Here is a 19,251-nt window from a genome sequence, read left to right as displayed (position 1 = left end):
GCCAGAGGCTACCGGTGCACGTCTAGAAAGCCGCTGGCACCGATCTCGCCGTTCTCGACGGTGATCCAACTGACGGAGTAACGGTCGTCGTCCCTGCGGACCATGCCGTCCTCCTCAAAGGGGACCTCCACCTGTCCGCTGGCGGCAACTTCGAGCCCGGGGTTCTCGGCCGTCTGCGGCATGGGATCTACAAAGATCAACGCCCACTCTCCAAACGTCGCGATGTAGATCGGCTCAGCGCGCTCGTTCGCGATCACGAGGCCATCGGATGCGACCTGCACGCTCACGCCGTCGTCGCTGACAAGGGCACCGTCGCAGCCGCTGGCGGCGACGAGAAGGGCGAAGAGAAAGAGGCGGCGCATACAACTGGGGAAGGGGTTCAGGAGCGCATACGGAGGCCGCGCCCCAACCGCTGCGCCGCGCCAGAGGCCTCTGGCGCTACACGCCGAGCGCTGCCCGCACCTGCGCCACGCGCGCCGCCAGAGGCCCACCGACAACGGTATAGGGAATCCCGCGGATGGTGAGGTCGTTGCGGATGGCGCCGTCCATGTATTGCTGCACCTGCGGGTGCACGCGCGTGCCGTCCTGGTCGAACGGGATGTCCGCGGCGCAGACGAACGTGTGCGCGTAGCGCTCGCGGCACCGCGCGGCGTAGGCCTGGACTTCGGGCGGGCACGTGCCGAAAAAGAAGAAGGCGTACTCCTGCGTCGTGATGGCGTTGGTGTCCACGAACACGAAGCGCCGGGCGCGTTGCACGGCTTGGTCCTCCAGCGCGACGTGCTCTCGGCAGATCGTCTCGTACTCCGCCAGAGGCAGATCACCGTCGGCCTCCACCCACAGCGTCCGGCCGACTTCCTCGACGTACGGCTCGCCCGTAGCCTCGGCGAGCGCCTGCGCGAGCGTGCTTTTGCCCGTGGACTCGGCGCCCAGGAACGCCACCTTCTGCACGAAGTGACCGCGCACGAGCGGGTGCAACTCGGCCTCTGGCGACAGAGGGTCCACGCGCGCCGCGGTCCCCGAAAGGCCCTCGATCCGGCGGTCCACGACCACATGCTCGGCTCCCAGCGTTTCCGCCAGAGGCTCGCCGTAGGCCTCGCCGCCCGTAAATACCGCATCAACGGGGAACGGCAGGTGCTCGCGCACGAACGCGCGGTGCACCTCGCCCGGCGCCGCGTTCGGCGGCGGCACGGGTGCCGCGCCAGAGGCGAACGGCAGAACCGTCACGCCGGGGTACAGCGCCTGCACCCAACCCGCGCGCACGTCGGTTGGCATGTCCGGGAAGTCCGGCTCCGACCACAGCATGACCACAACGCGGCCACAGGCCTCTTGCGCCGCCTCGATCAGCCGCTGGTGCCCGCGGTGCAGCGGCGCAAACTTGCCCACGACGAGGCCACTCGCGAACCGCTTCATGCCGCGCCCGACGGTGTGGAAACGAGCTCCGCCGGCGCGACGCCCTGCGCGGCGTACAGGCGCCGCCATTCCAGAATGCCCTGGACGCACAGCGCGAGAAGCACTGCGTAGACGCCCGCGGTCAGGAACGCCCCTTTCGTAGCGTACACGATCACCGCGACGACATCCACCGCGATCCAGATCGGCCAGTGGTCCCGGATGCGGCGCATCATCAGCAACTGCGCGACCACGCTGCCGCCGAGGATGAACGAGTCGGGGTAGGGCAGCGCAGCATCGGTGAAGCGCGAGAACACGGTCCCGAAGAACAGCACCGCCGCGGCGATGGCGCCCAGCGCGGCCAGCCTCTGGCGCGGCGAGAGCGTGGAGATTGGAAGCTCTTCGCCGCCGGCGCCCCCGCGCGTCCACGCCCACCACCCGTAGACGCACGTGCCGAAAAAGAACACCTGCAAGACGACGTCGGCGTAGAGCTTGAGGTCGTAGAAGAAGAGCGCGAACAGCACGACGGCTGCCATGCCCGTCCACCACGTGTGGACGCTGTTGCGCCGCGCGAGGTACACGGACGCCAGAATGGCGACGTTGGCGGACGCTTCGAGCGGGGAGGGGACTTCCATCCCGCGAAACTACCGGCGCCAGAGGCCCGCGCCCGCCTCTGGCGCGCCGAGCCTAGCGCCTCAGCTCCAGGCTCCCCCGCGGCCCGATCACCGGCCGCTCCGCGCTGCCCTTGACGGTGATCCACGTGACCGAGTAGAAGCCGTCATCGGAGCGGATAAAGTCCTCCTCAGAGAAGCGCAACAGAACGGTTTCGCCGAGAGGGAGAGCCCGGCCCGGCGCCTCTACCGTCTGGGGAGGAATAAACGCGGTGGCGAGGGCCTCCTCGCCATAGGCCGCGACGTAGATCGCCTCCTCGAACTCGTTGGTTACCCGGATGCCGTCTGCGGTCAGCTCTGCCGTAACGCCGCGCTCGCGGTCGATGGCGCCGACGGGGCCATCGCAGCCGCTGGCGAGAAGGAGGGCAAGCGCGAGAAGTGGGAAGCGGAGCATAGAGGTCCGAGAGAAGGCTAGGAGGAACAACATCGCTACAGGGGCGCAGTGCGGGAGGACGAGCGGGTCCGTAGCGGCTGGCCCCATGGCGAACCATCGGCCGCTTGGCGAGTGGCCTGTTCAGCGCTGTGGATTGTTGCAGACTCGTACTCCGGGCCTGGGCCTGTACGCCGCGGGGCTTCGCAAGAGGCCTGAACCCAACGCGCCCCGGCCTCTTGCGAAGCCGGGGCGCGGAACGGGAAGCCGAGGGGCTCAGTCGATGGCGTCTTCGGCCGCGTCGGCAGCCTCGGAGCGAGCGTTGCCCGCCTCGCGCTTCAGCTTGCCGCCGGCCTCCTGCATGCGGCCCTCGGCCTCCATGCTCTCATTGCCGATCAGGTCACCGACGTTTTTCTTGATGTTGCCTGCCGCCTGGTCCAGGGCGCCAGAGGCTTGATCCTTGCGGCCTTCGGCCTGCTCGTGGTCGAGGCGGTCCTCGACGCGGTCTTTCATGTCGCTCATCAGAATGGGGGGAAGAGAGGGAGGCGAGGCCGACGGCCGCGCGGATGTGTAGACCGTGTGCAGGTCGGATGGATCCACCCCTTGCCAACTTGAGGATTTCCCCGATGTGGGAGCGCGGATCCGGCGTTGTTCGGGCTGCTCCTCGCCTCTGGCGCCAGAGGCTTAGGAAACCCCGGCAGGCGTGGGCGGTTGGGGCGGCCGCTTCCTCCCCCTCTTTCCGCTTCTGCTATGACCTCCCTTCAGGACCTCTCCGTCGTCATCACCGGCGCCTCGTCTGGCATCGGCGATGCCACCGCTCGGCTTCTCGCGAAAGAGGGCGCCCGCGTCGTGCTGGCCGCGCGCCGCGCCGACCGGCTGGAAGCGCTCAAGGCCGACATCGAAGCCTCTGGCGGAACGGCGCTCGTGGTCGAGACCGACGTAACGGACCGCGCGCAGTGCGAGGCGCTGATCCAGGCCGCGATGGACGCCTACGGGCGGATCGACGTGCTCATCAACAACGCAGGCGTGATGCCGCTCTCGCTCGCCGAGAGCGTCCGCATGGAGGAGTGGATGCAGATGGTGGACGTGAACATCAACGGTGTGCTCTACTGCACCGGTGCGGCGATCCCGCACATGATCTCGCAAGAGGCCGGGCACATCGTCAACGTGTCTTCGGTCGCGGGGCGGCGGCTCTTTTTCGGCGGCTCCGTCTACTGCGCGACCAAGCACGCCATCACGGCCTTTTCCGAAGGGCTGCGCATGGAGCTTGGCCCGCGGCACGGCATCCGCGTGACGTGCATCGAGCCCGGCGCGGTCTCGACCGAGCTGTTCCAGGCCATCGAGGACCCGGCGTTCAAGGAGGCGGCGCCGGAGTTCAAGGCCACGCCGATCGCGCCCGAGGACATCGCCGAATCGATCCGCTACGCCGTCTCCGCGCCCTCTGGCGCGACCGTCGCCGAGGTCCTCGTGATGCCAACGGACCAGGTGCGGTAGCCTCTCGCGCCAGAGGCCTCTGGCGTCGAAGAAGCGCGGAGGACGGCGCGTCGGCCGAACTCTGCGCCAGAGGCGACGTGAGAGCGCGAAACACAACGCTCTCGTGTCCGCTCTCTCCGTTCCGGCTTCGTCTCCGCTTCAGGTTCTCAGCGCCCGCGCGGTGCGCGTCGAAGGCCTCGGCGCCACGCGCTACCGCCTCCGCCGCGATCACCCGTACACCGGCGACGCCGACCTGGACCTCGCGTTTTCGACGTTCGACGCTCTCGTGATTCCGCCCGCTGATGGGCGCGAAGGCGCTGCGGCGGTCACGCTGCTCAACGGCATCACGAAGCCTCTGGCGCACAGCATTCCCGCCGCGCTTGAGCTCGCCAGAGGCGGCGCCGGGGCCATTTTGATAGACACGCCGCTGGGAGGCGTGCGGCGTCCGGGCGGGGGCGGCAATCCCGGTGCGGCCGTGGCCGAGATCGCGCGCCGCGGTGTCGCGCTCGACGTGCCGCTCGTGGCGCGCATGTTCGATGGCGTCGCGGCCGACCTCGCGGCGGCGTTCGCGCTCGGCGCCGACGCGCACGGCATCGGCGCCAGAGGCCGGCGTGCTCTGTTCGGCGCCAGCTTCGGGTGCCTGCTTTCCAGCTTCGCCTTTGGCCGCGACGGGTTGGGCGACCGTCTGATCGGCGCCATCGGACACCCGGGGCTTCCCGGTATGGCGCGCGGGTTGGTGGACACGTTCGCGCAGTTCTCCGGCATCCCCGCGGCGGTGGTCACGGGCGGTCTTCGCCTGGGGCCTCTGGCGGAGACCGCGGCGCGGCGGATGGGCGGCGAGCCCGCGGTCGGCGCGCTGCGGTTTGCGCGGCTGCTCTCGCGGCTGGGCCGCGGCGGGCGCGCGCTGGACGGCCTGGACCCGCTGGGGTTCGCTTCTGGCGAGAGCCGCCCTGTTGCGTTCCTCGCTGGCGAGCGCGATCCGGTCGCGACGCCAGAGGCCATCCGGGACGCCGCATCGGCCTATCCAAGGAGCACCGTGGAGGTGCTCCCGGCGCTTGGCCACGGCTGGTACCCCGGCGCGCGCCCCGCTGACGCGCCGACGTTCGGCGAGGCCTGCGGCGCCTTCGCGCTCCGACAGGTGCGGGACTGGACCTGAGCCTCTGGCGCCAGAGGCCTCAGTGGCCGCCCAACTCTACCTCCCGCGCACCACGAGCGCGATCCCGCCCAGTGTCACCACGCTCGCGAGCGCGAGCCGTAGCGTGAGCGCCTCGCCCACAAGCGCGAGCCCGCCCAGCGCCGCGATCACCGGCACGCTGAGCTGGACCGTCGCCGCCGAGGACGCCCGCAGCGACGGCAGCACGCGGTACCACAGCGCGTAGCCCAGGCCCGACGTGAGCCCGCCAGAGGCCAGCGCCAAACCCGCGCCTCTGGCGTCTACGAACACGCCGCCGTGCGGCCAGACGTGCAGGGGCCACAGCCACGCCACGGCGAGCAGCGCCCCGCCCATCAGCGCCGCGCGCCAGAAGTTGCCGGCCGTGAGTGCGATGGGATCTCCCGCTCCTCGCCCGCGCAACGAGTACACGCCCCACGCCGCGCCAGAGGCGGCCATGAGCAACGCCGCCCCCAGCGGCGGCGCCGTCACGCCCGGCGCCAAGAGCACGACGAGGCCGCCCATCGCGAGGATCAATCCCACGGTTTGCACCACGCCGAACCGCTCGCCTCTGGCGAGGCCCCAGCCAATCATCGTGATCTGCACGGCGCCGAAGAGCAGGAGCGCCCCCGTGCCGGTGGAGAGCGAGAGGTAGGCGTAGGAAAAGGCCGCGGCGTACACGAACAGCGCGGCGCCAGAGGCCCAACTCCCGGTCCCGCGCAGCCTCTGGCGTGCGAGCAGTGCGAGAGCGAAGGCGCCGGCGCCGAGGCGGATCGCGGTAAACGATGCCGCGCCGGTTTCGGTCGTGGCGAGGGCCAGCCGCGCGAGCACGGAGTTGGCCGCAAAAGCGACCATCGTGAGCGTGGTCAGCGCGAGAACGGCGGGGCGGGAGAGCGTCGGCATCGCGCAAGATCGCCGCACTCGGCGGTCGTATTCTGCGCGCCCTTGCCTGCCGCTCAGCGTATGTCTCGCCTCGCTCTTCTCGTCCTGGCGTGTACGCTCGCCGCGTGTGACCCCGAGCCCGCCGCTGAGGCGGACGCCGTTTCCGCGGTGGAGGTCTCCGAGGCAGAGACCACGGGAGCCGACGCGGCGCCTGCGCCCGGCGAACCCACCGAGACCGCCACGACGGCGGCCGTCGCGACCGACCAAAGCACGCTCCTGCTCGATTACGAAGGGCGGCTGGAAGACGGCACCGTTTTCGATTCCGGCGAGGGCGTCACCTTCCGACTCCCGGAGATGATCGACGGCTTCCGAGAGGAGGTCGTCGGGATGCGCGAGGGCGAAACCAAGACGTTCAGCATTCCACCCGAAAATGGCTACGGCGCGATGGGCATTCCCGGAGCGGTCCCACCCAACGCGACGCTCACGTTCGAGGTCACCGTCTACGAGATCCTGGGCTGACCCGGCGGTCTCTGGCGCTGCCGCAGCGCGAAACGCCGGCCTCGGTCAGACCGGGGCGCGGTGCTGGCGCCGCTTCTTGGCCTCTGGCGCCAGAGGCTCAGCCAGCCTGCGTGTCCTCGATGTTGTCCATCATGCGGTAGAGCCCCTCGCGGAGCATCGAGATGTCGTCCTCGGGCAGGAGAAGCCGGCACCGGATGGCGTCCGGGACCGCCTCGATGGCCTGCGCCCTGAGCGCGCGGCCCGGCTCGGTCGGCTCCATCAGCGCGCCGTCGGCCGTTTCGGTGCGGCGGATAAAGCCTTTCGCCTGCAACTCGTCCGTCCACGCCGCGATCTCGGAGATGTCCGCCCTGAGCCTGTCCGCGAGGTCGTGCTCCAGGATGGTCCCCTCCTCCCACAGCACCATCATCGCGAGGTACTCCTGATACGTCAGGCCCAGCGGCGCCAGAATGGGCTCGTAGGCGTCGACGATCATTTTGGAGGAGGAGTAGAGCGCGAAGCACAACTGGTTGTGCAGCAAGACAAACTCTTCGGCAGACTTTCGGTCCATCGGGCTGGGGCGTCGGGGAACGTCAAAATATGCGACACGGGCGCTTGCCGGTTTTGAGCGCCAGAGGCCGGCTCAGGCGTACTGCTTCGCGATGGCCTGGGCTTGGTCGCGCACGGCCTCGCGCAGCGACTCCGGCTCGATCACCTCGGCATCGGTCCCGTAGCGGAGCAGCCACCGGGCCACGTAGTTCGCGTTCTCGAACTCGAACGTGGCGCGCACCCAGCCGCCTTCCTCGCGCAACTCCTGTTCCACGTCGGCGGGCACCTGGCGGCGGGCCCAGCGCCACGCGCGTGAGCGGAAGCGGACGGTCATGCGCACGTTTTGCGGGCTCTCGCCGCGCTCCCGGAGGTGCGATTTGAGGTCGAAGCCCTCGGGCGCCTGGAACGTCTCAAAGCGCGTGCGGAGCTTTTTGATCTGGTCCAGCCGGAAGTTGCGGATGTCCTCGCGCAGGTGGTCGTAGCCGATCAGGTTCCAGTGGTCGGAGTAGTACACGAGTCCCAGCGGGTCCACCAGGCGCACGGTCTCCTCGTCGCGAGAGGCCACGTAGTAGGTCATCTTGACGCGCCTCTGGCGCGCGACGGCCTCGGAAAGCTCGAACCAGAGCCCCTGCTCGTCGCCAGAGGCCGCGCGTTGGTCTTGCACCTCGTTGAACGGCGAGAGCACGGTCCGCTCCTGCAACCGGTCGATGTAGTCCCGGACGGAGTCGGGGAGGACCGATCGGATCTTCATCGCCACGGCGTCGGCGTCGGTGCGGAGGCTGGCGTCGGGCTGGAGCTTGGTAAACGCCGTGCCGACGAGGAGCGTGGCGGCCTCTCGCGCGCTGAACATGAGCGGGGGGAGCTGGTAGCCCTCCAGGATCTCGTACCCGCCCGCCTCGGCGTAGGTCAGCGGCACGCCGCTCTCGCCCAGCGTCCGCAGGTCGCGGAAGATGGTGCGGCGGCTGACCGCGAAGTGATCGGCGAGATCACGCGAGGTCATGTTGGGCCGGTTCTGCAACAGCAGCACGAGGGCGAACAGGCGCTCGGTCTTGTTGAGCGATCGGTCGGAGCGGGCCATGGGGGAGGGAGCGGGTGAGCCAGGGAGCGGACGACCGCGCGAATGGTCGCGCGCGTCTGCCAGAGGCGACGATACGCAGAGGGGGTGACAGCCGGATGTCAACGCCTCAATGTGCATCTCGTTCGCGTCTGCCGCGTTTGTTCACGCCAGCGGCCGCCTCTGGCGTCACCTGGCACGCGTGGCGCGCGGCTTGTATGCCGCACCCGTTCCGGGCGGCACCCGTTTTAGACCACTCACCACTGCACCCTCATGCGTTCCCTTCTTCTCGCCGCGCTCGTCTTCGTGGCTACGCCCTTCGCCTCGGCTCAGGTCACCTTCGGCCTCAAAGGCGGTCTCAACACCTCGTTCTACTCCGGCCCCAGCTCGGATGGCTTGGATCCCAAGCTCGGCGCCGTCGGCGGTGCCGTCGTGCGCTTTGACGTCAACCCCGGCTTCGGCATCGGGTTGGAAGCCCTGTACTCTCAGAAAGGCGCGAAGTACGTCGACCCGGTCAACTCGGAGTTCGATGAGACCTATGCCTTCGACTACATCGAGATTCCCGCGTACGTCCGCCTGTCCGTGCCCATCGGGCAAACGCTCGACGGTGGCGTGACACTCGGCGGCTACGCCGGCATTCCCATCAAGACCGGCGGCAACGACATTGACGGCGACTTCGACCTGGAGGCCAACACCGACTACGGCGCCCTGATCGGCCTCGACGTCGGCTCGGGTCCCTACTACGTGGAGGGCCGCTACTCGCTCGGCCTGGCGCAGGTGAGCGACGATGACACGTTCTTCCTGGACCTCCCCGCCAACGAGCTGCCGGACCTGAAGAACCAGACGGTTTCCCTCACCTTTGGCGTCCGCTTTGGCGGCAGCCGCTACTAGCCTCTGGCGCCAGAGGCCCTCCATGTGGCCTCTGGCGTTGCTTTGTCAAGGAACCACGCGTTCAGGGTCTCTGGTGGAACTCGCCAGAGGCCTAGCGTACACGGGCGCCCCGCTTTGCGGGAGTCTCTTTATCCCCCCTGGCCTGAGGCCTCTATTTCTATGCGCTTCTCTCTTCTCGCCTTCACGCTCGTGGCGTTTGCCGCCACCGCGCAGGCACAGTCCCCCTCGTTCGGTCTCAAGGCCGGACTCAACACCGCCACTCTCTTCTTCGACGATGACGGCGCCTTTGACGAGGACGGCATCGAGAAGCAGGCACGGTTGGGCTTTGTAGGCGGCGTCACGGCCGACGTGCCGTTCACGCCATCGCTCGGCCTCCGTACGGAAGTCCTGTACGCTCAGAAGGGCTTCAAGACGAGCTTCAACTTCGAAGGAACGGACGAGGCCGGTGATTTCGACGCCAGCCAGACCATCCAATTGGACTACCTGGAGGGTCCGGTTCTGCTCAACGTGATGATCCCGATGCAGAACGGTTTGGAGGTCGGTGTTCAGGCCGGCGCCGTCCCGGCGTTCAAGCTCCGCGCAGCGCTGAACTGCGGTGGTGAGGCCGACGACGACCAGTTCTGCGAGCCCGAAGGCGACGCCGCGCGCGAGGAGTTCGACTCGCAGTTCAAGTCGTTCGACCTCGGCGGCGCGCTTGGCCTGACGGTCGGCGCAGGCCCTTTCGCGGTTGACGCCCGGTACACTCTGGGCCTCCTCAACGTCGTAGACGAGGAGGAGCTTGAAGAGGACGACTCCGTCAAGAACGGCGTGTTCTCCATTGCAGCGATCTACCGCTTCGGCCGGTAACCCGAATCGGCAAAGAATCGAAAAAAGAGGCCCCTGGCGCGATGCCGGGGGCCTCTTCTCATGTCAGCCTCTGGCGCCAGAGGCTGGGTTCTCGCGCTACGCCTCGGGGCGCACTTCGAGAATCATCTTGCTGGGGTAGCCCGGCCCGAGAAGCGCTTTGAGATACGTCCGGCTGGTGGTGAGGCCGGGATGCGCCTCGTGCATGGCCGCGACCTCCTCGTCCAGGTTGCCGCCTTTCAGCGTCAGCAGACCGGGTTGCCAGACATCCTCGGCCTCTGGCGAGGGCGGCTCCGCCAGAGGCGTGAGCACCCGCTCGGTCCACGCCCACAGGTCCGCCAGAGGCGCCGTTGCGCGGCTTACGCAGTAGTGCGGCGCGGGGCCGTCGTAGGCCTCGGCGCGGCCGATCCAGACGCCGAGGTTGGGGAGCCCGAGGCGGCGCGCGAACGTCCGCACGGCCTCCATCTTCTTGCCCACGGCGTCCACGGCGACGAACTGCGTCTCGGGAAACGCGATCGCCAGAGGAATGGTGGGGAGGCCTCCGCCGGCGCCCCAGTCCACGACCACGGCTTCGGGCGGGAACGCCTTTGTCGAGAGCGCGAGGCTGTGCTTGAGGTGCACGCGTTCTAGCTCGCCCTCGCGTAGCGTGGTCGGCGCGACGAGGTTGACGTGCTTGTTCATGCGCACCAGCTCGGCGGCGAACCGGTCGAGCTTGGCGTTCTGGTCGGCGCTGAGCGCGGCGATGGGGTCGGTCATGCGGTGGCCTCTGGCGGAGAGACGGAATGGGAGGCGCCGTCGCCAGAAGCGGGGGAGGCGGGGCCGCGGAAGCGGCGCAAGAGGACCATCAGGCTTTGCACGTCGGCGGGGCTGACGCCGCTCACGCGCGAGGCCTGGCCCAGCGTTTCGGGTCGCACGCGGGTCAGCTTTTCGCGCGCCTCGTGGGAGATGGAGGTGACAGCCGTGAAGTCGAAGCCGTCCGGGACGCGCCAGCGCTCCAGGTCCTGCATCCGGTCGGCGGCGTCGCGCTCGCGCTCCAGGTAGCCCGCGTACTTCATCTCGGTCTCCACGCGCTCCGTGATGGGCTCCAGGCCGGGCGCCTCGGGGATCAGGTCGGCCTCGCCAGAGGCGCGCAGCAGGTCGAGAAGGGTCACCTCGGGGCGCAGCGCGATCCGGTTGAGCCGCGTCGGCTCCGCCAGAGGCGCTGTGCCGACGGATTCGAGGTACGGGTTGGCCGAAGCGGGCGTGACAGACGTGGACGTGATGCGGTCGGCCAGAAGCGCGGCGGCCTCGGCGCGGGCGTTCATGCGGTCCAGCCTTTCGCGCGTGGCGAGTCCGAGCGCGTAGCCGAGTGGCGTGAGGCGCCCGTCCGCGTTGTCCTGGCGCAAGAGGATGCGGTGCTCGGCGCGGCTCGTAAACATGCGGTACGGCTCGTCCGTCCCTTTTGCCACCAGGTCGTCCACGAGGACGCCGATGTAGGCCTGGTCGCGCCCGAGCACGAGCGGCCCGCCAGAGGCTAGGTCTCCCGGTAGGGACACACCGCTGGCGTGTTCGTTGGTCATGCCGCCAGAGGCCACGTCTGCGCCTCTGGCGCCCGTATCCCGCGCGGCGTTGATGCCAGCCATGAGGCCCTGCGCGGCGGCCTCTTCGTAGCCGGTCGTGCCGTTGATCTGGCCCGCGAGGTAGAGGCCTCTGGCGAGCTTGGTCTCCATCGAGCGGTAGATCTGGTGCGGCGGCACGTAGTCGTACTCGATGGCGTAGCCGGGGCGCAGCACGTGGGCGCGCTCCAGGCCGGGGATGAGGCGCAGCGCGCGGGTCTGGACCTCTTCGGGCAGGCTTGTCGAGAAGCCGTTGACGTAGACCTCGTGCGTGCGGCGCCCCTCGGGCTCCAGGAACAACTGGTGGCTCGTTTTGCTCGCGAAGCGGTCGATCTTGTCCTCGATGCTGGGGCAGTAGCGCGGCCCGCGGCCCTGGATGCGGCCGGCGTACATCGGGCTCTCTTCAAAGCCCTCACGCAGAATGGCGTGCACGGCCTGGCTCGTATGCGTGATGTAGCACGCCAGAGGCTCGTGCGGGAGCTCGTCGCTCATGAACGAGAACGGGCGCGGGTGCGGATCGCTGGGCTGCGGCGTGCAAGCGTCCCAGTCAATGGTCCGGCCATCCAGGCGTGGCGGCGTGCCGGTTTTGAGGCGGCCGGTCTCGAAGCCCAGGCGCGTCAGCGCCGCCGTCAGGCGACCCGCGGCAGCCTCGCCGTCGCGCCCTCCGGAGCGCTGCTGGTTGCCAACATGGATGGTCCCGCCGAGGAATGTGCCGGTCGTGAGGATGACAGCCCCGGCGCGGATCTCCATACCCGAGCGCGTCACGATGCCGACCACGCGCTTGCCGCCCGCGCCAGAGGCCCCGGCGGGTTGCGCCTCTGGCGCGGTGAGGAGGTCCACCGCGGCGTCCTGGCGGAAAAAGAGGTTCGGCGTGTTCTCCAGCGCCTCGCGGAGGGCCAAGCTGTACTCGTGCCGGTCGCTCTGGCAGCGCGGGCTCCACACGGCGGGCCCCTTGCTCGTGTTGAGCATTCGGAAGTGGACCGCGGTCTGATCCGCGATGCGGCCCATGAGCCCGCCCAGCGCGTCGATCTCGCGCACGATCTGCCCCTTGCCCACACCGCCGACGGCGGGGTTGCAGGACATCGCGCCGATCTTGTCCAGGCTCATCGTGAGCAGCAGGGTGCGGGCGCCGAGCCGGGCCGCGGCGTGCGCCGCCTCCGCCCCCGCGTGCCCGCCGCCGACCACGATCACGTCGTAGGTATCCATGGGTGTAGGTTTCGTTTTTCTCAGGATACAGCGCTCTATGGCGCCCGCACCTGGATTCCCGTCGAAGCTCGCTCGCCTCCAGGCGTGCTACCGCTGCGGCGCAGATGCCTCGCCAGAGGCGCCGGTCTGCGCGGCCTGTGGCCTCCCGTTTGAAAGCGAGGCGCCCGCTGAGTCGCCAGCGGCCCGCCCGCACGTTTTCCTCGCTCAGCGCTTCCGCGTGGTGCCTCTGGCGCTGCTCGCGGCCGGCCTCTTTCTCGTCGCGCTGATGCCGCTGTTCCTGAGCGGTCCGCTGTTCCGCACGCCAGAGGCCGTGTTCGCGATGCGGGTGCTCGGGTGGATGGCGATTGGGGTTGGCGCCTGGCTCGCGATCACCGGGGGCAGTCTGTTCCGCGATTGGTAGCCGCCTCTGGCGCCAGAGGCCGTGTGCCCCCCCGTAGGGACACACCGCTGGTGTGTCCGACCTACTGTCGGGCCTTTAGAACGCCCGACGCCCAGCGCGCCACAGAGGCCTCTGGCGTAGAGCGGCCTGAGCGGTAGGCGTATCCGGTACGCCTCTACTCCGCGCCCTCCCAGGTCAGGATGTCCTCCTCGTTCTTGGTCTCGGACTGCGGCGGTGAGGCCCACTCTTCGGCTTGCGGCAGCTCGGGCTTCTTCTCCGTGATGTTGTAGCCGAGCGCCTGCCATTGGTTGGCGAGGTAGGTGTTCCACTCCGCGTAGTGCGTCCACTCCTCGGGCAACTCGTCATCGGCGTAGATGGCCTCCACGGGGCAGACCGGCACGCAGGCGTTGCAGTCGATGCACTCGTCAGGGTTGATGACGAGGAAGTTGGGGCCCTCGTAGAAGCAGTCCACGGGGCAGACCTCGACGCAGTCGGTGTGCTTGCAGTTGATGCAGGGCTGGGCGACGACGTACGGCATAGCAGGAGGCGGGAGGCGGGCGCCAGAGGCGCCGTTACCGGAAGCGGGAGCGGGGCGGCTAAACTAGCGCACCCTCCGACGCACATCTGTGTTCCGCACCCCCGCTTCCCGTCTGCCCTCCGCTCTCCAGGCCCGGCCTCTGGCGATGGCGGTCCTCCTTCTCGGCCTGTTGCCCGCTCTCGCCGCGTGCGGGCCGTCCAACCGCCTGCGCGAGGTCTCGCTGGACCAGTCCCGCATCGCGATCGTCGCCGCGATTCCGCCGCACCCGCGCGTGCAGGCCGGGAGCCCGGAGGAGGGCGCGATCCGCCTGCGCGATCCGCTCGGCAGCATGGCGCGCGTCGGCACCGCCGCCGAGAAGTACCGGCAGGTGCAGCGTGCCCAGGCGCGGCTCGATAGCGCGGTAGCGCGCGTGGATGTCGCCGACCGCATCGCGCGGCAGGTCCTCGCGCAGAGCGCCGAGACGCTCCGCTTCTCTCCCGCCGCCCGTCCCTCTGGCGCCGACTTTATCCTCGACCTCCGTATCCGGGACTACGCGCTCGTGGCGGACTCCTTCGAGGGCGCCACGTTTTTCGTCATCGAAGGCGACCTGCTCCTCCTCGAAGCCGCCACGGGCCGCGAACTCTGGGACGGCCGCATCCAAGAGCGCGAGGTGCTGACCGGCTCGCTCTTCGGGCTCCCCGCCGCCGCGGGCAACGTCATCACCGCGCGAGCGCTTGCCGGCCTGTCCTCGGCCGAGATGGCAACGGGGCTGGACCGCCTCGCCGACTTCGCCGCGCAGCGCGTGACCGACCGCCTCCGCCGCGACTACGCCCGCTCCCGGGACGACTACGAGCGCCGCCGGTAGCCTCTGGCGCAAGGGCGAGCGCAAGGGGAGTGCTCCTACCTTCAGCCGATGCATCGCGACTACCGATCGGGTCTGAGCAATTCTTTCGTGCTCTTTTTTGGGACGGGCTTGGCCGCGTGGGCCGTTCTCGCGGTGGCATCATGGGGCGCAGAAAACAGCGTCTTCCCATACCCGATAGGGGGGGCGGCCTTTGTGGTGTTCCTCGCGGCTCCAGGACTCGTGGCGCTCAACCGTTGGCGGCGCGAGATCCCCGCCCCGCCGTCGCGGCGGCAGAGGCTACCGACGCCGTTCTGGAAAGCCGTGCAGGGACTCGTGGCAAGCAGCGGGACCGCGGGCGCGCTGCTCTGGGCCATCTCCAGACCCGAGCCGTGCGCGCCAGATGACTTTGAGTGCATGACGGTGGGGGACCCCACAGCGATGCTCGCATTTGGTCTCGCGCTCGTCGTTATCGCCCTTATCGCGAGCGCGGGGGCTGGCGCCGTTATCGGCATGATCATCCGCAGAGCCTCTGGCGCCAGAGGCTAGCGCGTGTAAACACAGAGCCGTACGTTCCGAGGCCCCACACGCCCACCGCCGTGGAACTCGACCCCGACCGGTGGGCGCGCATCGAGGCCGTCTTCGCGGACGCCGCCGAGATGCCGCCCCCCGAGCGCCGCTCCTTTCTCGACCGCGCCTGCCTGGACACCCACGGCGTCCCCGACGTCGCGCTCCGCGACGAGGTGTTGGCGTTGCTGAGCCTGGACGACGAGGCGACCGCGTTTTTCGGCGCGGGCATCGCGCGGGTTGTGGCGCCAGAGGCGTCGGCGGCGGAGCGCGGGCAACGCGTCGGCCCCTGGCGGCTGGTGCGCGAGGTGGGGCATGGCGGGATGGGGGCGGTATGGCTCGCCGAGCGCGCCGAGGGCGACTTCCAGCAGACCGCGGCGATCAAGCTGGTGCACCCCGGCCGCAGCGCTGAGGTGATCGAGCGGTTCTGCGCCGAGCGGCGCATCCTCGCAGGCCTCTCGCACCCGCACATTAGCCGCCTGCTCGATGGAGGCGTGACCGACGACGGCCGCCCGTACCTCGCGCTGGAGTACGTCGAGGGCGAGCCCATCACGGACTTCTGCGACGCCAGAGGCCTCGGTGTTGAGGCGCGGCTCACGCTTTTCGTGCAGGTGGCGCGCGCCGTGGCGTACGCGCACCAGAACCTCGTGGTGCACCGCGATCTGAAGCCGTCCAACGTGCTCGTGACCGCCCCCCGCGAGGCCTCTGGCGCCAGCGGCCCGCCGCAGCCCAAGCTGCTTGACTTCGGCATCGCGAAGCTGTTGGACACGCCGGAAACCGACCAGACGCGGACCGGCGCCTGGGTGCTCACGCCCGCCTACGCCGCGCCCGAGCAGGTCTCGGGCGGCGCCATCACCACCGCGACCGACGTGTACGGGCTGGGCGTGCTGCTCTACGAACTCCTGGCCGGCCACCGGCCCATCGAAGTCGGGCACCGGTCGCCGGCCGAGATCGAGCGGGCCATCGTGGAGACGATCCCGGCACCCCCCAGCCGCGCCCACGAGTCGCGGCCAGAGCGGACCCCTGGCGAACGGGGTCCCGGGAAACCGGCCTCTGGCGAGAGCCCCCAGCGAGCCATCGCGCGCCAGAGGCAGGCCACGCCGGAGAGGCTGCGGCGGCGGTTGCGCGGCGACCTGGACCGCATCGTTCTCAAGGCGCTCCGCAAGGAGCCGGGGCGGCGCTACCTCAGCGCGGGCGACCTCGCGCGCGACATCGAGCGGCACCTCCAAGGCCTGCCGGTGGAGGCGCGGCCGGACACGCTGGGCTACCGCGTGCGGAAGTTCGCCGGCCGGCACCGCGTGGGCGCGGCGGCCGCGGCCGTGGTCCTGGCGTCCATCCTCGCGGTTGCGAGCGCGGCGACGTGGGCCGCTGGCGAGGCGGCGCAGGAGCGGGACCGGGCGCTGGCGAGCAGTCAGATGCTGTTGGACTTGCTGGGCGATGTGGACCCGGACCAGACGGGAGGCCGCGAGGTCTCGGCCCTCGCGCTCCTGGACCGCACCGCCGAACGCCTCCGCACGGGCCTCCGGGGCGACGACCGCACGCGGGCGTCTGTCGAAGCGTCCATCGGCAAGATGTACGGGCACCTGGGCGAGTTCGAGCGCGCCGAAGCACTCCAGCGGTCGGCGCTCGCCACGCGCCAGAGGCTCTTCGCGCCCGCCCACCCCGACGTGCTGCAGAGCCAGGCCGACCTCGCGCTCCTCTTTTCCAGCCAGTCGCGGTACGGGGAGGCCGAGGCACTTCTCGCCGGCGCGATCGGGGACGGCGAGCGCGCCCTGGGCCCCGAGCATCCGGCCGTGGCGTCGCTCCACCACGCGATGGGAGTCAACCTGACGCAAGAGGGCCGGTTTACCGAAGCGGAGCCGCACCTTATTACTGCCCTCGCGGTCCGTCAGCGCGCGCTCGGCGACACCGCCGCCGCCGTTGCGCACACGACCGCGGCGTTGGGAAGCCTCTGGCGCCGCCAGGGGCGCCTGGAAGAAGCGGAGACCACGTATCGGCTCGCCGCCGACCGCTACCGCGCACTTTTCGGGCCGGACAACCCGCGGCTGGGGAGCGCGCTCAACGAGATCGGCGTGATCCGCAAGAACGGCGGCGATTACGAGGGAGCCGAACCGTTCTACCGTCAGGCGCTCAGCATCTTTAAGGCCGCCTACGGCGAGCGCCACCCGGAGTACGCCCTCGCGCTGAGCAACCTGGGGCTTCTAATCAAGGACCGCGCCGTCCTGCTCGGCGGCGACGAGGCACTTCTGGCGGAGGCCGAGCCTCTTCTGATCCGCTCTCTCGCCATCTACCGGGACCTACACGGCGACGACCACCTCCGCGTAGGGCACACCGAAGCCCACATCGGGATGCTGCACCTCGCCAGAGGCCACGGCCGCGAGGCCGAGCGGTGGTTCCGTCAGTCGCTCGCCACCCACGACCGCGCCGCGACGCCCGCACTCCACACCGCACGCCCGTACCCGCTAACGGGCCTCGGCGAATCGCTCCTCTTGCGCGGGCAGGTCGCCGAGGCGGAGGCGCCTCTTCGCGAGGCGCTCTCCATCCGGGAGCAGGCGACGCCCGGCCACTGGCGCATCGCCGAGGCGCAGAGCGCGCTCGCGGAGTGCCTCTGGCGCCTGAACCAGCGCGAGGTTGCGCGGGCACTCCTTCAAGCCGCCGAGCGTCGGATGCGGAGCGGCGACGGCGAGTTTGCCCGCCTCGCCATCGCTACGGCCGAACGCAGCCGGGTGATGGGGCTACGGTAAGCCTCTGGCGCCAGAGGGGCCGTCTCGCCAGAGGCCTGATAGGAGGCGTCTTAGTTGGTCGGATCGTCGGCCGTCCGCTGCGTGGGCGACTGGCCTTCGGGGAAGAATTCCAGCGCGGCGCTGTTCATGCAGTAGCGCTGGCCCGTGGGGCGGGGGCCGTCCGGGAAGACGTGGCCGAGGTGGCCGTCGCACCGCGCGCACCGCGTCTCGATGCGGCGCATGAACATCGACGTGTCCACGATCTCGCGGACGTGTTCGGGGTCGACGGGCTGGAAAAAGCTGGGCCATCCCGTCCCGGACTCGAACTTGCTGCCGCTCTCGAAAAGCGGCAGGCCGCACAGGTTGCAGGCGTAGATGCCGGTCTCCTTGTTGTCCAGCAGAAGGCCGCAGCCGGGGCGCTCGGTCCCGTGGTCCAAGAGGATGCGGCGCTCCTCGGCGTTCAGCCCGGCGGCTTCGACGGCGCGCTCGCGGGCGTCGCCGCGAAGAGGCGTGAGGTCGAAGCCGCTGGCGGAGGTTTTGGTGGTGGTCTCCATCGTTGTGTAAGGTGGTTGTTCGGTCCTCCAACGACGAGGGGATTGGGCGGGTTCGCGGCGGTCGGGAGTAGCCAGTATGGAGTGGCCAGTTGCAGAGGGCGGTCCGCTTCTGGCGCCAGAGGCCCGGTCCCTGCGTAGGGACACACCGCCGGTGTGTCCGCAAACCGAGCGCCAGAGGCTCGTCAGTCGATCCAGGTCAGCGTCAGCTCCCCGTCTGCGAGGCGGAGCCTCTCGCGGGACACGTAGCCGTTGTCGTCGCGCCACGTGATGACGCCGTCGTGGACCTCGCCAGAGGCCGTCCACTCTCCATGCGGCCACACGTCGAGGAGGAGGTACACCGTGACAAGTGGGTCGAACACAAATCCTCCGTAGGAGCGCCGTATCGCTCGGGTGTCGCTTTCAAAGACGATGACCTCCTTGTTGAAGTAGCCGCACGACGTGCTGACGAGGTTGACCCACGCACTTCCGGCGAGTTGCGAGCGCTCAAACCGGATAGGTTGATAGGCATCGTTCGCGAATGGGTCCGCCCGCTCCCAGACCTCAAGGCTCCCATAGTGCCACCCGCCCCAGAGCATCACGAGCGCCAGAGGCCAGAGCAGGCGCCTCTGGCGAGGCGTGCGGCCGAACGCGCGAACGGTCCGCGCGAGGGCGTAGAACACGAGCACGGTCACGCCGAGGAGCACGAGGAGCTTCCAAGCTGGGACCACGGCGAGGTCGCTTGGCCACGGGTCATACCCGTCGAGTTGGAAGCGCCGAGACGCGAGCCGGGACGGCGTATCCACCAGCAACCAGAACGCAGCCGAGGTAAGAGCCGAGAGCAGGAGAGTCGTGCGACGCGAGCTGTTCATGCACCGGAGACCGGGCGCGAGCGGGATCGTTGCTCCCGTCTGAGCCTCTGGCGCCAGAGGCCATCGCGCGAAGGTTCTGTTCCGGTAGCGCTTCCAAAAAGCCCGCCGGTTGACTTCGCCGCCAGGGGCGCGCATCTTGGCGCCCCGCATCCGCGGCTCGCTCATGACGCTTGTCTCCTCCCGCATCCGACGCCCTCGACGCCGACCGACTGGCCGGTCGAACGGGACGCGCATGCACGTTGGAGCCTGCTGAGCAC

The 19,251-nt window shown here is 69.5% G+C and carries 22 protein-coding genes; 9 read left to right on the top strand and 13 right to left on the bottom strand.

The annotated features are described in order from the left end of the window. Positions 1–8 precede the first annotated feature (8 nt). From BSZ36_RS13960 to BSZ36_RS13940, 5 genes are all read right to left on the bottom strand, one after another. Entirely contained in the window at positions 9–362 is a 354-nt protein-coding gene (locus tag BSZ36_RS13960; protein ID WP_094550006.1) for a hypothetical protein, read from the bottom strand. Between the two features lie 76 nt (positions 363–438). After that, positions 439–1,410: an AAA family ATPase gene (locus BSZ36_RS13955; RefSeq protein WP_094550004.1), complete on the bottom strand. Its 972-nt coding sequence runs from the start codon at positions 1,408–1,410 to the stop codon at positions 439–441. Then, complete coding sequence (gene pnuC, locus BSZ36_RS13950) at positions 1,407–2,021, bottom strand: nicotinamide riboside transporter PnuC (RefSeq protein ID WP_094550002.1); 615 nt, start codon at positions 2,019–2,021, stop codon at positions 1,407–1,409. Before pnuC ends, BSZ36_RS13955 begins: the two co-directional genes overlap by 4 nt. A gap of 52 nt (positions 2,022–2,073) precedes the next feature. Further along, a complete protein-coding gene (locus BSZ36_RS13945; protein WP_094550000.1) occupies positions 2,074–2,451 on the bottom strand; it encodes a hypothetical protein in 378 nt (125 codons plus the stop codon). Positions 2,452–2,703: 252 nt separating this feature from the next. Further along, the gene (locus tag BSZ36_RS13940; protein WP_218827673.1) at positions 2,704–2,940 is read right to left on the bottom strand and encodes a CsbD family protein; all 237 of its coding nucleotides are present in this window, start codon (positions 2,938–2,940) and stop codon (positions 2,704–2,706) included. A gap of 237 nt (positions 2,941–3,177) precedes the next feature. On the opposite strand from BSZ36_RS13940, the gene BSZ36_RS13935 reads away from it, so the two are divergent. Both BSZ36_RS13935 and BSZ36_RS13930 read left to right on the top strand, forming a co-directional pair. Next, complete coding sequence (locus BSZ36_RS13935; RefSeq protein WP_094549996.1) at positions 3,178–3,921, top strand: SDR family oxidoreductase; 744 nt, start codon at positions 3,178–3,180, stop codon at positions 3,919–3,921. 103 nt (positions 3,922–4,024) lie between these two features. Continuing rightward, positions 4,025–5,056 carry an alpha/beta fold hydrolase gene (locus BSZ36_RS13930; RefSeq protein ID WP_143536904.1) on the top strand — a complete coding sequence of 344 codons (1,032 nt, stop codon included), beginning with the start codon at positions 4,025–4,027 and terminating at the stop codon, positions 5,054–5,056. A gap of 36 nt (positions 5,057–5,092) precedes the next feature. On the opposite strand, the gene BSZ36_RS13925 is transcribed toward BSZ36_RS13930, so the two are convergent. Further along, on the bottom strand, positions 5,093–5,953 hold the full coding sequence (locus tag BSZ36_RS13925) for a DMT family transporter (RefSeq protein WP_094549992.1): 861 nt from the start codon (positions 5,951–5,953) through the stop codon (positions 5,093–5,095). Positions 5,954–6,013: 60 nt separating this feature from the next. Here BSZ36_RS13925 and BSZ36_RS13920 point away from each other — a divergent pair, with 60 nt between their 5' ends. Next, complete coding sequence (locus tag BSZ36_RS13920; RefSeq protein ID WP_094549990.1) at positions 6,014–6,451, top strand: FKBP-type peptidyl-prolyl cis-trans isomerase; 438 nt, start codon at positions 6,014–6,016, stop codon at positions 6,449–6,451. Between the two features lie 97 nt (positions 6,452–6,548). Here BSZ36_RS13920 and BSZ36_RS13915 read toward each other — a convergent pair whose 3' ends face one another. Together BSZ36_RS13915 and BSZ36_RS13910 are read right to left on the bottom strand one after the other, a co-directional pair. Then, positions 6,549–6,998: a MarR family winged helix-turn-helix transcriptional regulator gene (locus BSZ36_RS13915; RefSeq protein WP_094549988.1), complete on the bottom strand. Its 450-nt coding sequence runs from the start codon at positions 6,996–6,998 to the stop codon at positions 6,549–6,551. A 72-nt stretch (positions 6,999–7,070) separates the two neighbouring features. Further along, complete coding sequence (locus tag BSZ36_RS13910; protein ID WP_094549986.1) at positions 7,071–8,054, bottom strand: helix-turn-helix transcriptional regulator; 984 nt, start codon at positions 8,052–8,054, stop codon at positions 7,071–7,073. 249 nt (positions 8,055–8,303) lie between these two features. Between BSZ36_RS13910 and BSZ36_RS13905 the strand changes: the two genes are divergently transcribed. Further along, positions 8,304–8,921 (top strand): porin family protein, encoded by a 618-nt coding sequence (locus BSZ36_RS13905; protein WP_094549984.1) that lies wholly within the window; start codon positions 8,304–8,306, stop codon positions 8,919–8,921. A 159-nt stretch (positions 8,922–9,080) separates the two neighbouring features. Continuing rightward, positions 9,081–9,767, top strand: coding sequence for a porin family protein (locus tag BSZ36_RS13900; protein WP_094549982.1), 687 nt, complete (start codon positions 9,081–9,083; stop codon positions 9,765–9,767). Positions 9,768–9,863: 96 nt separating this feature from the next. Here BSZ36_RS13900 and BSZ36_RS13895 read toward each other — a convergent pair whose 3' ends face one another. Together BSZ36_RS13895 and mnmG are read right to left on the bottom strand one after the other, a co-directional pair. Next, the gene (locus BSZ36_RS13895) at positions 9,864–10,520 is read right to left on the bottom strand and encodes a 16S rRNA (guanine(527)-N(7))-methyltransferase RsmG (protein WP_094549980.1); all 657 of its coding nucleotides are present in this window, start codon (positions 10,518–10,520) and stop codon (positions 9,864–9,866) included. Then, positions 10,517–12,565 (bottom strand): tRNA uridine-5-carboxymethylaminomethyl(34) synthesis enzyme MnmG, encoded by a 2,049-nt coding sequence (gene mnmG / locus BSZ36_RS13890; RefSeq protein WP_094549977.1) that lies wholly within the window; start codon positions 12,563–12,565, stop codon positions 10,517–10,519. The genes BSZ36_RS13895 and mnmG overlap by 4 nt, the downstream gene beginning before the upstream one ends. Before the next feature lie 37 nt (positions 12,566–12,602). Here mnmG and BSZ36_RS13885 point away from each other — a divergent pair, with 37 nt between their 5' ends. Further along, complete coding sequence (locus BSZ36_RS13885) at positions 12,603–12,965, top strand: hypothetical protein (RefSeq protein ID WP_094549975.1); 363 nt, start codon at positions 12,603–12,605, stop codon at positions 12,963–12,965. A gap of 154 nt (positions 12,966–13,119) precedes the next feature. Here BSZ36_RS13885 and BSZ36_RS13880 read toward each other — a convergent pair whose 3' ends face one another. Then, positions 13,120–13,482 carry a ferredoxin family protein gene (locus tag BSZ36_RS13880; protein ID WP_094549973.1) on the bottom strand — a complete coding sequence of 121 codons (363 nt, stop codon included), beginning with the start codon at positions 13,480–13,482 and terminating at the stop codon, positions 13,120–13,122. A gap of 88 nt (positions 13,483–13,570) precedes the next feature. On the opposite strand from BSZ36_RS13880, the gene BSZ36_RS13875 reads away from it, so the two are divergent. From BSZ36_RS13875 to BSZ36_RS13865, 3 genes are read left to right on the top strand one after another with little or no spacing between them, the layout of a single operon-like run. Next, positions 13,571–14,326, top strand: a complete 756-nt coding sequence (locus BSZ36_RS13875) for a hypothetical protein (RefSeq protein ID WP_143536903.1) — start codon at positions 13,571–13,573, stop codon at positions 14,324–14,326. Between the two features lie 48 nt (positions 14,327–14,374). Continuing rightward, the gene (locus BSZ36_RS13870; protein ID WP_094549968.1) at positions 14,375–14,851 is read left to right on the top strand and encodes a hypothetical protein; all 477 of its coding nucleotides are present in this window, start codon (positions 14,375–14,377) and stop codon (positions 14,849–14,851) included. A 50-nt stretch (positions 14,852–14,901) separates the two neighbouring features. After that, on the top strand, positions 14,902–17,613 hold the full coding sequence (locus tag BSZ36_RS13865) for a serine/threonine-protein kinase (protein ID WP_094549966.1): 2,712 nt from the start codon (positions 14,902–14,904) through the stop codon (positions 17,611–17,613). 50 nt (positions 17,614–17,663) lie between these two features. Here the strand turns inward: BSZ36_RS13865 and msrB are convergent, their stop codons facing one another. Both msrB and BSZ36_RS13855 read right to left on the bottom strand, forming a co-directional pair. After that, the gene (gene msrB, locus BSZ36_RS13860) at positions 17,664–18,146 is read right to left on the bottom strand and encodes a peptide-methionine (R)-S-oxide reductase MsrB (protein ID WP_094549964.1); all 483 of its coding nucleotides are present in this window, start codon (positions 18,144–18,146) and stop codon (positions 17,664–17,666) included. Between the two features lie 182 nt (positions 18,147–18,328). After that, the gene (locus BSZ36_RS13855) at positions 18,329–19,159 is read right to left on the bottom strand and encodes a hypothetical protein (protein ID WP_143536902.1); all 831 of its coding nucleotides are present in this window, start codon (positions 19,157–19,159) and stop codon (positions 18,329–18,331) included. Positions 19,160–19,251: the final 92 nt, after the last annotated feature.

Source organism: Rubricoccus marinus (assembly GCF_002257665.1).
GTDB classification, from domain to species: domain Bacteria; phylum Bacteroidota; class Rhodothermia; order Rhodothermales; family Rubricoccaceae; genus Rubricoccus; species Rubricoccus marinus.
Note: the sequence above shows the minus strand (reverse complement) of the source record. Positions and strands in the feature narration are given on the sequence as shown.